General features: G+C 59.1%; 11 protein-coding genes and 2 tRNA genes. 5 read left to right on the top strand and 8 right to left on the bottom strand.

The features are described from left to right. Window positions 1-2: 2 nt before the first annotated feature. The 3 genes from AC07VO_RS11520 to uvrB all read right to left on the bottom strand — a co-directional run bounded on the left by AC07VO_RS11520 (window position 3) and on the right by uvrB (window position 3954). Window positions 3-78: transfer RNA gene (locus AC07VO_RS11520), tRNA-Ala, on the bottom strand. 189 nt (window positions 79-267) lie between these two features. Next, complete coding sequence (gene gltX / locus AC07VO_RS11525; RefSeq protein WP_086945458.1) at window positions 268-1749, bottom strand: glutamate--tRNA ligase; 1482 nt, start codon at window positions 1747-1749, stop codon at window positions 268-270. A gap of 189 nt (window positions 1750-1938) precedes the next feature. After that, window positions 1939-3954, bottom strand: a complete 2016-nt coding sequence (uvrB, locus tag AC07VO_RS11530) for an excinuclease ABC subunit UvrB (RefSeq protein ID WP_019582112.1) — start codon at window positions 3952-3954, stop codon at window positions 1939-1941. Window positions 3955-4290: 336 nt separating this feature from the next. Between uvrB and AC07VO_RS11535 the strand changes: the two genes are divergently transcribed. Both AC07VO_RS11535 and AC07VO_RS11540 read left to right on the top strand, forming a co-directional pair. Beyond that, the gene (locus AC07VO_RS11535) at window positions 4291-5487 is read left to right on the top strand and encodes an amino acid aminotransferase (RefSeq protein WP_086945457.1); all 1197 of its coding nucleotides are present in this window, start codon (window positions 4291-4293) and stop codon (window positions 5485-5487) included. Between the two features lie 139 nt (window positions 5488-5626). Continuing rightward, complete coding sequence (locus AC07VO_RS11540; RefSeq protein WP_007935214.1) at window positions 5627-5827, top strand: hypothetical protein; 201 nt, start codon at window positions 5627-5629, stop codon at window positions 5825-5827. Here the strand turns inward: AC07VO_RS11540 and AC07VO_RS11545 are convergent. Continuing rightward, a complete protein-coding gene (locus AC07VO_RS11545; RefSeq protein ID WP_018928109.1) occupies window positions 5824-6054 on the bottom strand; it encodes a hypothetical protein in 231 nt (76 codons plus the stop codon). The genes AC07VO_RS11540 and AC07VO_RS11545 overlap by 4 nt on opposite strands. Window positions 6055-6281: 227 nt before the next feature. On the opposite strand from AC07VO_RS11545, the gene AC07VO_RS11550 reads away from it, so the two are divergent. After that, window positions 6282-6357: transfer RNA gene (locus AC07VO_RS11550), tRNA-Asn, on the top strand. Between the two features lie 104 nt (window positions 6358-6461). Here the strand turns inward: AC07VO_RS11550 and AC07VO_RS11555 are convergent. Continuing rightward, window positions 6462-7979, bottom strand: coding sequence for a nucleobase:cation symporter-2 family protein (locus AC07VO_RS11555; RefSeq protein WP_026286581.1), 1518 nt, complete (start codon window positions 7977-7979; stop codon window positions 6462-6464). A 254-nt stretch (window positions 7980-8233) separates the two neighbouring features. Between AC07VO_RS11555 and AC07VO_RS11560 the strand changes: the two genes are divergently transcribed. Both AC07VO_RS11560 and AC07VO_RS11565 read left to right on the top strand, forming a co-directional pair. Beyond that, window positions 8234-8515: a BrnT family toxin gene (locus tag AC07VO_RS11560; protein WP_086945456.1), complete on the top strand. Its 282-nt coding sequence runs from the start codon at window positions 8234-8236 to the stop codon at window positions 8513-8515. Window positions 8516-8518: 3 nt separating this feature from the next. Then, on the top strand, window positions 8519-8863 hold the full coding sequence (locus AC07VO_RS11565; protein ID WP_064616981.1) for a BrnA antitoxin family protein: 345 nt from the start codon (window positions 8519-8521) through the stop codon (window positions 8861-8863). A 67-nt stretch (window positions 8864-8930) separates the two neighbouring features. Here the strand turns inward: AC07VO_RS11565 and AC07VO_RS11570 are convergent, their stop codons facing one another. The 3 genes from AC07VO_RS11570 to AC07VO_RS11580 all read right to left on the bottom strand — a co-directional run bounded on the left by AC07VO_RS11570 (window position 8931) and on the right by AC07VO_RS11580 (window position 13348). Then, complete coding sequence (locus tag AC07VO_RS11570) at window positions 8931-9770, bottom strand: arylamine N-acetyltransferase family protein (protein ID WP_086945455.1); 840 nt, start codon at window positions 9768-9770, stop codon at window positions 8931-8933. A gap of 113 nt (window positions 9771-9883) precedes the next feature. Continuing rightward, entirely contained in the window at window positions 9884-10678 is a 795-nt protein-coding gene (gene xth, locus AC07VO_RS11575; RefSeq protein ID WP_086945454.1) for an exodeoxyribonuclease III, read from the bottom strand. Window positions 10679-10762: 84 nt separating this feature from the next. Then, window positions 10763-13348: a bifunctional diguanylate cyclase/phosphodiesterase gene (locus AC07VO_RS11580; protein WP_086945541.1), complete on the bottom strand. Its 2586-nt coding sequence runs from the start codon at window positions 13346-13348 to the stop codon at window positions 10763-10765. Between the last annotated feature and the right edge of the window lie 86 nt (window positions 13349-13434).

The raw sequence follows: 13434 nt of genomic DNA on the forward strand, positions 1-13434 counted from the left end.
ATTGGTGGAGCTAGACGGGATCGAACCGTCGACCTCTTGCATGCCATGCAAGCGCTCTCCCAGCTGAGCTATAGCCCCTCATCGCTGAGGACGGGGCGAATCTTAATGGCGCATCGGAAAGCTGTCAAACTTATTTTTCAAAAAAATTAAAATTTTTTGCCGACATAACAATCACTTACCGCCCTCCCCCCGTAAATTCGGGGGAAGCGCCGAAGATCAGGATCAAAAGATCGCGGCCTTCGGCAGCTCCTACTGAGTCAAACGCCGTCAGGCAATCGCGCCCAGAAGCTTTTCCCACTCTTTGTTTTCTTTCTTCGACACGCCGCCCAGCAGGTCAATGGCCTGGCGCAGACGGAAACGGGTCAGGTCCGGACCGAGGATTTCCATCGCGTCGAGTACCGATACCGAACTGGCCTGCCCGGTGATCGCAGCAAACATCAGCGGCATGGCGTCACGCAGCTTCAGCTCCAGGGATTCGACCACCGTCTGAATCGTTGCAGTGATGCTGTCCTTCTCCCACTGACGCAGGCTTTCCAGCTTCCACAGGATCAATTGCATCAACTGACGAACCTGATCGCCCGAGAGCTTCTTGGATTCGAACAGTTTAGCGTCCGGATTCACGCCACCAGCGAAGAAGAAGCCAGCCAGCGGCGCGACCTGGCTGAAGGTTTCAACCCGGCCCTGCACGTGCGGCGCGATCTTCATCATGTATTCAGGGTTCAGCGCCCACTTCTGCACGCGAGCGGCGAACTCTTCCACCGGCAGGTCACGCAGCCACTGGCCGTTGAGCCACGACAGTTTCTCGATGTCGAAAATCGGCCCGCCAAGCGAGACGCGGCTCAAGTCGAAGTTGTCGACCATTTCCTGCAGGGAGAACTTCTCGCGCTCGTCCGGCATCGACCAGCCCATGCGGCCCAGGTAGTTGAGCATCGCTTCCGGCATGAAGCCCATGCGCTCGTAGAACGTCACCGAGGTCGGGTTCTTGCGCTTGGACAGCTTGCTCTTGTCCGGGTTACGCAGCAGCGGCATGTAGCACAGCTGCGGCTGTTCCCAGCCGAAGTACTCGTACAGCAGGATCAGTTTCGGTGCCGAAGGCAGCCATTCTTCACCGCGCAGCACGTGGGTGATGCCCATCAGGTGGTCGTCGACCACGTTGGCCAGGAAGTACGTCGGCAGGCCGTCGGTCTTCATCAGCACTTGCATGTCCATGCGATCCCACGGGATCTCGACATCGCCACGCAGCATGTCCGGCACCACGCACACGCCTTCGGTCGGCACTTTCATGCGGATCACGTGGGGTTCGCCGGCAGCCAGGCGGCGCGCGACTTCTTCCTTGGACAGCAACAGCGCACGGCCGTCGTAACGCGGGGTCTCACCGCGGGCCATTTGCTCGGCGCGCATCTGGTCCAGTTCTTCAGCGGTGCAGAAGCACGGGAAGGCATGGCCCATGTCGACTAGCTGCTGGCAGTACTTCTGGTAGATATCGCCGCGCTCACTCTGACGGTAAGGACCGTGCGGGCCGCCGACATCCGGGCCTTCGCTCCAGTCGATACCCAACCAGCGCAGGGCGTCGAAAATCTGCTGTTCGGACTCGCGGGTCGAACGCAGTTGGTCGGTGTCTTCGATCCGCAGGATGAACTCACCGCCATGCTGCTTGGCAAAGCAGTAGTTGAACAAAGCGATGTAAGCGGTACCTACGTGGGGGTCCCCGGTAGGCGATGGCGCGATGCGAGTGCGGACGGTGGTCATGGCATGTCTCAAAAAGAATGAAAAGCGAAGATCAAACAAGGGGCGAATGGTAACAGGCGATAGCCGCCCGGCTCCAGTGAGAGCGGGATTTAAGCGCTGCTGGAGCTGCCAAGGCTGCGATCTTTTGACTTTGCCTGTAAAAACAAGATCAAAAGATCGCAGCCTTCGGCAACTGCTACAGAGGGAGCGTCAAACCGCGATCAACCGCTCCCGCAGCTTGCCGATTTCGTCGCGCAGCTGCGCCGCGGCTTCGAACTCCAGGTCGCGGGCGAGCTGGTACATCTTCTCTTCCAGCTGACGAATGCGCTTGGTGATCTCGCTCGGCGAACGCAATTCGGCTTCGTATTTGGCGCTTTCCTCGGCAGCCTTGGCCATGCCTTTGCGCTTCTTGCTGCGCGAACCCGGCACAGTCGCGCCTTCCATAATGTCGGCGACGTCCTTGAACACCCCTTTGGGCGTAATGCCGTTGGCCAGGTTGAAGGCGATCTGCTTGTCGCGACGACGCTCGGTTTCGCCGATTGCCCGCTCCATGGAACCAGTAATCCGATCCGCATACAGAATCGCCCGGCCATTAAGGTTGCGTGCCGCCCGGCCAATGGTCTGGATCAGCGAGCGTTCGGAGCGCAGGAAACCCTCCTTGTCCGCATCAAGAATCGCCACCAGCGAGACTTCCGGCATGTCCAGGCCTTCACGCAGCAGGTTGATCCCCACCAGCACATCGAAGGTGCCGAGGCGCAAGTCACGGATGATCTCGACCCGCTCCACGGTGTCGATGTCCGAGTGCAGATAACGCACGCGCACGCCGTGATCGGCCAGGTAATCGGTCAAATCCTCGGACATGCGCTTGGTCAGCGTGGTCACCAGCACCCGCTCTTCCAGGGCTACGCGCTTGGTGATTTCCGAGAGCAAGTCGTCGACCTGAGTCAGCGCCGGACGGATTTCGATCTGCGGGTCCACCAGGCCAGTCGGGCGCACCACTTGCTCGACCACGCGCCCTGCGTGCTCCGCCTCGTAATTGCCCGGCGTGGCCGAGACAAATATTGTCTGCGGGCTGATGCCTTCAAACTCGTCGAAACGCATTGGCCGGTTATCCAGCGCCGATGGCAGGCGGAAGCCATATTCCACCAGCGTTTCCTTACGGGACCGGTCGCCCTTATACATGGCGCCGACCTGCGGCACGCTGACGTGGGATTCGTCGATCACCAGCAAGGCGTCGGCCGGCAGGTAGTCAAACAAGGTGGGCGGCGCCTCGCCGGATGCACGGCCCGACAGGTAGCGCGAGTAGTTTTCGATGCCGTTGCAGTAACCCAGCTCCAGAATCATCTCCAGGTCGAAACGAGTGCGTTGCTCCAGCCGCTGGGCTTCCACTAGCTTGTTGTTGGAGCGCAGGTATTCCAGGCGCTCCTGCAACTCGACCTTGATCCCCTCGACGGCGTCGAGCAGGGTTTCCCGAGGCGTCACGTAATGGCTCTTCGGATAGAAGGTGAAGCGCGGCAGCTTGCGGATGACTTCGCCCGTCAGCGGATCGAAGGCGGACAGGCTTTCCACCTCGTCATCGAACAGCTCGATGCGGATCGCCTCAAAATCGGATTCCGCCGGGTGGATATCAATCACATCGCCGCGCACCCGGAAAGTCGCCCGGGCGAAGTCCACGTCGTTGCGGGTGTATTGCAGGTCGGCCAGGCGACGCAACAGCGCACGCTGGTCGAGCTTGTCGCCGCGATCCACGTGCAACACCATCTTCAAATAGGTTTCCGGGCTGCCCAGACCGTAGATGCACGACACCGTGGTGACGATGATTGCGTCTTTGCGTTCCAGCAGCGCTTTGGTCGCGGACAGGCGCATCTGCTCGATGTGGTCGTTGATCGAGGCGTCCTTCTCGATGAAGGTGTCGGACGACGGCACATAGGCTTCGGGCTGGTAGTAGTCGTAATAGGAGACGAAGTATTCAACGGCGTTGTTCGGGAAGAACGCCTTGAACTCGCCGTACAACTGCGCGGCCAGGGTCTTGTTCGGCGCCAGCACCAGCGTCGGGCGCTGCACTTGGGCGATCACGTTGGCGATGCTGAAGGTCTTGCCCGAGCCGGTCACACCGAGCAGCGTCTGGTGCGCCAGCCCGGCCTCGATGCCCTCGACCATCAGACGGATGGCTTCCGGCTGATCGCCGGCGGGCTCGAAGCGGGTGACTAGCTGGAATTCAGACATACATACCTCTGGTTCACTCTTGCCCGGTTAAGCCGGACAGGAACGAGAAAGACCGCAAACGACCGATGTCGCCCGAGGAAAAAACTGGATTGTGCTCAATGTGGAGCCGATTGCCATCCCTTTCAAGGCAAACGTCCTACATCGGGTAAAACCTTTGACGACGTCGCTCGACCAACGATCGAAAAATAATTGGAAAAACTTACCGTAAAAGCCGAATCGCCTGTCGCCATCAATCGCTGATGGCCTCTATACTAGCTCCCCGTTTGTGCACCGCTCTAGTGCATTCGGCTGGAGCGCGACACGTCCCTCCACACTCCATTCAGAGCCGCCGCAATAATGAGCCTGTTCTCCGCTGTCGAAATGGCACCACGCGATCCAATCCTGGGCCTCAACGAAGCATTCAATGCCGATACCCGTACCACCAAGGTCAACCTGGGGGTCGGTGTTTACTGCGACGAGCAAGGGCGAATCCCTCTCCTGCGCGCCGTTGTCGAAGCCGAGACGATTCGCGCCGCTCAACACGTTTCCCGTGGCTACTTGCCGATCGACGGCATCGCCGCCTACGACCAGGCCGTGCAGAAACTGCTGTTCGGCAATGACTCGCCACTGATCGCTGCTGGCCGGGTCATCACCACCCAGGCCGTCGGCGGTACTGGCGCGCTGAAAATCGGTGCCGATTTCCTCAAGCAACTGCTGCCGAACGCCGTCGTGGCGATCAGCGACCCGAGCTGGGAAAACCACCGCGCACTGTTCGAAACCGCCGGTTTCCCAGTACAGAACTATCGCTACTATGACGCCGCCACCCACGACGTTAACCGCGCCGGCCTGCTGGAAGACCTGAACGCCCTGCCGTCCGGCTCCATCGTTGTGCTGCATGCTTGCTGCCACAACCCGACTGGCGTCGACTTGAGCCCGGCGGACTGGAAAAACGTGCTGGACGTGGTGAAAGCCAAAGGTCACGTTCCATTCCTCGACATGGCCTACCAGGGCTTTGGCGACGGTATCGATGAAGACGCTGCCGCTGTGCGCCTGTTCGCCGAATCGAACCTGACCTTCTTCGTTTCCAGCTCGTTCTCCAAATCCTTCTCGCTGTACGGCGAGCGCGTTGGCGCCCTGTCGATCGTCAGCGAATCGAAAGAAGAAAGCGCGCGCGTGCTGTCGCAAGTCAAACGCGTGATCCGCACCAACTACTCCAACCCGCCGACCCACGGTGCAAGCATCGTCGCCGCTGTGCTGAACAGCCCGGTATTGCGTGCCCAGTGGGAAGAAGAACTGGCAGAAATGCGTCTGCGGATTCGCGGCATGCGCACCCAGATGGTCGACCTGCTGGCGAAAAACGCTCCACAGCGCGATTTCAGCTTCGTCGGTCGCCAGCGCGGCATGTTCTCATACTCCGGCCTGACGGTTGAGCAAGTGACCCGTCTGCGCAACGAGTTCGGCATCTACGCCCTGGACACCGGCCGCATCTGCGTTGCCGCGCTGAACCAGAGCAACATCGACGCCGTGACCAAGGCCATCGTTCAGGTGATCTGAGTCGTCGCGTGACATGAAAACGGGAAGCCAAAATGGCTTCCCGTTTTTTATTGGCCTCAGATAAATCTCAAAGCAGCCGCTGCGCCCTTTAAACTCCCACAGGCTTTATGTACACCCGAGAATTCTTGCGAGAACCCACATGAAAAACGACGACCTACGCGCCGACCGCGATGAACTGGACCACTTCGTGCCCCGCTCCTCGGCCAAACGCGGTAATAACCTGGTGCTGCAAGTGGCCGCGGGCGTGTTCCTTGGCGGCCTGGCCTTGTGGCTGGTGCAACTGGCCGCCACGATGCTGTATGCCAAGCTGATGCTCGGCACTATCACTTTTGGCGGTTAGGCCAATTCGCTCGCACGCTGGCTGGCCGCGTCGTCATAGGCGACATAAAGCGACTCGGCCACCTGACTTTTGATCGCCTTGGTGCTTTCCAGGCCCAGGACAAAACCTTCGGCCTTGCCGCCTGCGCGGTTCAGTTCTTCAGCGGTGCTGGCCTGAGTGATTGCGTCGAACAGTTTCTCGGCGTGCGGGCCGACACCTTTGGGCAAGCTGATCTGAGCAATGCTCATGGGAACACCCCACTGTTTCGGGGTGTGAAGGCTGGGTGATTCATGGCGCGTACCTTTTCGGCTGAGGGCCGGCAGCGCGTGTCACCACTTCCGGGCAGCCATGGTAGACCTCTCCCGCGCTTCTGGTAACCGCCGATGGCCGATAAACCTCCCTCTGATCCGATGAAAACATCAAATTGCCAACAGAGGCTTGACTTCTCTTTTTGAATCAGTAACATACACGCCATTCCGCGATAGCTCAGTTGGTAGAGCAAGTGACTGTTAATCACTGGGTCCCTGGTTCGAGTCCAGGTCGTGGAGCCAGACAGCAAAACCGAAAAAGCCCCTGAATCGAAAGATTCAGGGGCTTTTTTGTGCATGCCATAAAGTCAAAAGATCGCAGACCGCAATCTTTTGACTATCTATCTTTAGACATGCTCACTGCTTTTCGCATGCACCGCCCGTAAATCGGCGTGCCCATGATCCATCTCCACCACCGGAATCTCATTCCCGTCGCAGTCGCGCAGTTTACCTTCGCTGAAGTAGTCCCCTTCCCGCAGCGCCGCCAGGTCTTGATAACGCAGGACTCGTTCAGTACCGGCGGCAAATACCGATTGCTGGTCCGAGTTGCCGGCCGTGAGGTGGTTGAAGGTCAGGTTCAGCACGATGGCCATGATCGCCGAGGAGCTGATGCCCGAGTGGAAGATCGTCGAGAACCAGCTGGGAAAGTGGTCGTAGAAGTTCGGGGCGGCGATAGGGATCATGCCGAAACCGATGGAAGTGGCGACGATGATCAGGTTGACGTTGTTGCGGTAGTCGACCTTGGACAGCGTCCGAATGCCGCTGGCGGCGACGGTACCGAACAGCACGATGCCGGCGCCACCAAGTACGGAGGTTGGCACGGCGGCGATGACCCGTCCCATGAACGGCAGCAACCCAAGCACCACCAGAAACACACCACCGGTGGCCACCACGAAGCGGCTCTTGATCCCGGTGACCGCCACCAACCCGACGTTCTGGGCGAAGGCGCTCTGAGTGAAGGAGCCGAAGATTGGCGCGATCATGCTCGACAGCATGTCTGCACGCAAACCGTTGCCCAGGCGTTTTGAGTCGACCTTGGTGCCGATGATTTCACCGACGGCGAGGATATCGGCCGAGGTTTCCACCAGGGTCACCATGATCACGATGCACATCGACAGGATCGCGGCGAAGTGGAAGGTCGGCATGCCGAAATGGAACGGCGCCGGAAAGCCGAACATCGGCCCTTGGGTAACGGACGAGAAATCCGCCATGCCGAGGAACACAGCGATGACCGTGCCGATGACCATCGCCAGGAGGATCGACAAACGGGAAATGGTCGCGCTGCCGATCTTGCTCAATAGCAACACCAGCACCAGCGTCATCGCCGCCAGACCGATGTTCGCCATGCTGCCGAAATCCGGCGCATGGCTGTTGCCACCCATGGCCCAGCGCGCGGCCACCGGCATCAGCGTCAAGCCGATAGTGGTGATCACAATGCCCGTCACCAGCGGTGGAAAGAACTTGGTAATCCTTGAGAACACCGGCGTGATCAGCAAACCGATCAACGACGCGGCAATCACCGCCCCGAGAATCGACTGAAAGCCACCCTCCCCGCCACTGCTGACTATCGCGACCATGGTCGCAACGCCGGAGAACGACACGCCCTGCACCAGCGGCAACTGACAACCGAAAAACGGCAAACCCAGGGTTTGCAGCAATGTCGCCAGCCCCCCTGCAAACAATGAAGCAGCAATCAACAAACCGATGTCTGCCGGCGAGAGCCCGGCCGCCTGGCCGATGATCAAAGGCACCGCGACGATACCGCCGTACATGGTCAGAACGTGTTGCAGGCCATAAGCCATATTCGCGCCGATCCCAAGGTTTTCGTCCTCGGGCCGTTGGTGTGAAACATGGGGCGTTTTCATGGTTGGGGGGTTCCCTGGTTTTTGTTATGCGCACACTGTATTCAATACTTAGGACAACTGTCTATAGAGTTGTATACAACTGCCCAGTCAGATTATGGACACTTGTCCACGCCACCCTTTGGCCATAGCGCCTCCAACCCCAAACGTCTTGAAATACATCCCTGCGCCCCTATCCCTCCTCACCGCTAATCTTTTGCTTTCCAAGCGACCGCCGGCACGGACGCCTCCTCGCTTATACATATAAAGTATGCATAATGAAGTCATTCGAGATTCAGTATCACAGGGCAAAGAACGCGGCCAACAAACTAAAACATCAAGGCATCAGCCTCGCAGAGACAGAACCGGTGTTTTATGACGAACGAGCCCTGACTTTTCAGGACAATCATCATGATGAGCAGCGGTGGATCATCATGAGGCTGGATGCCAAAGGTCGCTTGCTGGTCGTTGCGTACACCTGGCGCGACCCGAATTTCGTGCGAATCATTTCCGCACGCGTCGCCACCAAAGGCGAGCGTCGCCACTATTTGGAGGCTTGAACGATGAAAGACGAATACGACTTCAGCAACGCCAAGCGTGGAGCAATTGCCACAAGCAAAGGCAAGACCCGAATCACCATCATGCTCGACGATGTCGTCATAGAGGCTGCACGCGCTCTGGCAGAAAACGAGGGGTATGGCTACCAGACAGTGATCAACAATACTTTGCGCCAGGTGTTGCTCAGCGATAAAGGCAAAGCGGCGAAGCCCGATGAGAACACCGCAGGTACAAACGTCGGGCATTTCAAAAAAGGCATAACCGCCTCGGAGCTGAAAAGCCTGGAGAAAAAATTGTCAGAGGCCCTCAGCGAAATCCATCACGTGATGGAGCTAGAAGTTCGTTCCTAGACACAAACCGCTTGAGTCGGCCAAATAAAAAAGGGCGGATTGATCAGATCCGCCCTTCGCGTGGTGCTCAGTTTGCCTGCGGCACCGGCTCGATCAACCGCTCCAGCACCGGCTCCAACGCCTCCTTCGCTGGCACCCGAATGTCGAACTCACGTTCCAGCAACCCGATCAACTCATCCACATCCGTCACCTGCCGCCGCTCGCTCTCACTGCCCAAGCGGTGAATGGCAAAACTGCCATTGTTCAGCGTGCGTCGCCATCCCTCCCCCGTCCGCGCCACCATCAATTGTTTGACGAAGGGCGATTCAGGATGAGTCGAGACGTACCAGTTACCGAGGGTGTAATCGATGTCTTCCTGACGTTGCAGATCGAAGATGTACATCGCCCGCCATTCACCGCCGACGTTGGCACGCAGGGTGTAACCGTCTGCATGCTGTTCGATGCGATAGGGTTCGTGGGGAGTGAGCTGTTCGTCCTCGATGTCGAGGATCAGCGGTGCGGTGGGCACCATGCCGCCGAAGCCGACGTCGGTGATGTAGCGCACGCCGTCAAGGATCACCAGGCTCAAGCGGTGAGTGCGTGCGGTCCATGCGCCTTCGGGCTGGTTCATGACTACGCGACCGGTGATGCCGCGCGCCTCGAACCCCAGCGTCTGCAGCAAGGCCAGGAACAGGTTGTTGAGTTCGTAGCAGTAACCACCGCGACCGTCGTGCAACACTTTCTGCTCGATGGACGGCAGGTCGACGAGTACCGGTTGCCCTAACAGCGTGGTGAGGTTTTCGAACGGAAAAGCACCGGTGTGGCGCAACTGCAATTGACGCAGGGTTTCCAGGGTCGGCGCCGGGGGCGCGTCGAAACCCAGGCGTTGCAGGTACAGCGCAAGATTTGTCAGTCGTGGTTCGCTCATCGCTCAATCCTTATGCATGGAGCCCGCGGATCGCTCCGCCGATGGCCGCCATGTATAAGGGAAAAAGTGCTCGGGCCGATAATTGATTTCGCCAATCGCCGCTCACGCCAAAACTATCGCCGTTTGCGTGAACCCAATCGAATCCACGTCGGCGCGTGATCGCTGGCATGAGACTCGTTACGAACCCAGGCGTCGACGCCGGCCTCTTGCAGATAAGGACTCGCTGCCTGATTGAGCAGTAGATGATCGATGCGCAGTCCCGAGTTTTTCTGCCAGTGCTGCCGGAAGTAGTCCCAGAAGGTGTAGATCCGCTCCTCTGGATACAGATGACGCAGGGAATCAGTCCAGCCCTGATCCAGCAGACGCTGATAACACGCACGACTCTCGGGTTGCAGCAGCGCGTCCTTGAGCCAGGAGCGTGGGTTGTAGATGTCCATATCGGTGGGCACCACGTTGTAGTCGCCGGCCAGCACCACCGGATGCTCGCTGCTCTGCAGGTCCTTGGCGTACGAGATCAGCCGCTCGAACCACGCCAGTTTGTAATCGAACTTCGGCCCCGGCTGCGGATTGCCGTTGGGCAAGTACAGACACCCCACCAGAACCCCGTGCACGGCCGCTTCGATGTAGCGGCTATGGGTGTCACTGTCATCGCCCGGCAGACCACGCCGACGCTCCAGCGGTTGCGCATCGCGCGCCAAAATCGCCACCCCGTTCCACGCCGCCTGGCCCTGCCAGATAGCGCCATAACCGGCCGCCTCCAGCTCAGCGGCAGGGAATGCCCCGTCCACCGATTTGAGTTCCTGCAGGCAGGCGATGTCTGGCTGCTCCCGCGCCAGCCACGCCAGTAGATTGGGCAGGCGTGCACGCATGCCGTTGACGTTGAAGGTGGCGATTTTCAGGTTGTTCATAATCCGACGCTCGCAACGGATGGGCGGTATCCCATTGTGACCGGGGGCCGCCACGGCAGTTGCCGTGGCGTACGTAACAGGCGACTAAAGGTGCGCGCCCTGCAGCGGGAAATCTTCCTGCGAGACCTTGAGCAACGGCAGCAGTGCAGACCTGTCCACTGGACGACTGAGGTAAAAACCCTGCACTTCATGGCACTGATCCGAGATCAGGAAGTCCAGTTGCTCCAGCGTCTCGACACCTTCGGCAGTCACCGTCAGGCCCATTGCCTTGCCCAGGTTGATGATCGCCTGTACCACGGCGCGATCATTGCTGCCGCTGCTCATGGACGAAATAAAGCGTTTGTCGATCTTGATCCCGTCGAACGGATACGTGCGCAAGTAACCCAGCGAGGAATAACCGGTGCCGAAGTCGTCCATGTTCAGGCGCACGCCCAACTCCTTGAGCGCATTCATGGTCGCCAAGGCGCCATCGACGTCGATGAGCATCACGTTTTCAGTGATCTCCAGCTCCAGCCGACTGGCGGGCAAGCGGGTCTGGATCAACGCTTCGCGCACGTCCTCAATCACATCGCTACGGGCGAATTGAACCGGTGACAGGTTGACCGACACCATCATCGCACCGGGCCAGGTCAGAGCGGTCTCGCACGCCTCGCGTAGCACCCAGCGGCCCAATGGCACGATCAGATCGGTTTGCTCGGCCAGCGGGATAAACGCGTCGGGACTCAACAAGCCTTGCACTGGATGCTGCCAGCGCAGCAGCGCTTCGACCGAGACGATGCGCTTGCCATCGACGTGATAACGCGGCTGGTAATGCATCACGAATTCGTTGTTCTTGATCGCCCGACGCAGGTCGGTTTCCAGTTGCCGGCGATGCTGGATCTGATCGTTCATGTGCGCGGCAAAATAGCACCAGGTCTTCTTGCCATCGGATTTGGCCTGATACAACGCGATATCGGCACACCGAATCAGCTCCTGTGGAATATGCCCCTGGCGCCGACTCAAGGCGATACCGATGCTCGCGCCGATGTGCAGCGAGTGATGGTCGTAGTGAATCGGCTGATGCAGGCTGTCGAGCAAGCGCTCGCAAAACCGGTCGATTTCCGCGTGGCTGTCCATGCCATGGAGCACCAGCACGAACTCGTCGCCACCCAGTCGGGCGACCAGGTCAATTTCTCGTGTGCACTCGCGCAAACGGGTGGCGACTTCCAGCAATACTGCATCGCCGGCCGGGTGGCCGAGGGAATCGTTGATCGGCTTGAAGTTATCCAGGTCGATCATCAACAACGTCAGCGCCGTCGACTGCTCTTTCAGTGCCAGCGCCTCATCGAGAAAACGCGCCAGTTTGTTGCGGTTCGGCAGGCCGGTCAGGGCATCGTGCAACGACAGATGCTGGATCTGCGCATGGGCGGCGACTTCGTCGGTGATGTCGCTGGCCGTTCCGCGATAGCCCAGCACTGCGCCCTTGCGCTGGATCGGCCGTGCCGACACCCGACAGACCCGCTGTTGCCCCGATTGATCGCGGTAGGAACAGCGCAAATGGCTGACGGCTTGCTCTTCATCGAGTTTGTTCAGCCACAGCGACAACGGCGTCGTATCGCAATTGAGCAATTGCCCGATGTTCTGTCCCAGCCACTGCTGATCGGAGAACCCGGTGACGGTGCTGAAGCGTCCCGACAGATAAGTGATGCAATGCTGGTCATCGATTTCCCAGATCCAGTCGGACGCGGCCTCGGCTACCGCACGAAAACGCTCTTCACTGGCCTCCAGTGCCTGGTTCGACAAATCGAGGCTGGTGTAACTGGCATCCACATGCCCCGACGTGCGCAGGACATAGCGAAAGAAATAAGCGGTCAACAACGCCAGAACCAGCAGCGCCCCGCCCAGTGGCGGCAGCAGTGACCAAAGCAATTGATGACCCGGCCGCTGGAGCCGGGAGACCAGACTGTAACCGGTGCCAGCGAGGGCAATAGCGGGCTGACCGGGAGCGATGACGTTGTCGGGCGTCAGGCTCAAGTCGTGCAAACCGTAATCGACGCTCAAGGCGCTGAGCTTTTCAGGGTTCAGCTGGTCAACGTATATAAGCACCGAAGTGCTTTTGGGATCGACCGCCGGGCGTTCGTCATTGGGCACAATCGCGGCGGCCGACAGCAGCGCGGGTTTGCCCTCGAACAAGGTGTAGTGGCTGACGGGTTTGATGAGGTTCTCCTGACCCTGAACCTCGTCAATGAGCGTCGCCATCAAGGTCGACAGATAGGCCGCCGCCTCGTCCTGCACCTGAAGCCCACGCACCACGGCGTATTTTGTTCGCTGGGGATCGACCACGAAAACACCCTCGTAGTGGTCCATGGTGAACAGGGTCTTACCCAGGTTCTGCTCGACGTAGGCCCATTCCACATCGACCTCGCCGTTCAGGTGATCATAGGCCGACGTCCAGTTGGCATAACTGGCAATGTAGTTTTTCGTGGCGGTAATGCGGTTTTCCAGCGCGCGCTGGGTATAAAACGTGGTCTTGGCCAGGTCCTCGGCATCGAGCCGCCCGGCAATACTGAACAGGGCGATCAGCGCGATCAGCACCCCAACCACAAACAACAGACCGACCACCAACATCAGGTTGCGGGTAATCGGGGTATGGCGCGCAGGTGCAGCGGTGGTAACGGCAGACAAATCCATGCACTTGATCCTGTCGATCGATTGCTCGATCGGAATGAGACCGGTGGGCCGGTCGGTCAGGTGTGACAGCCAGGCTCTCTGCACTG

Source organism: Pseudomonas sp. GW821-FHT03E01 (assembly GCF_059420765.1).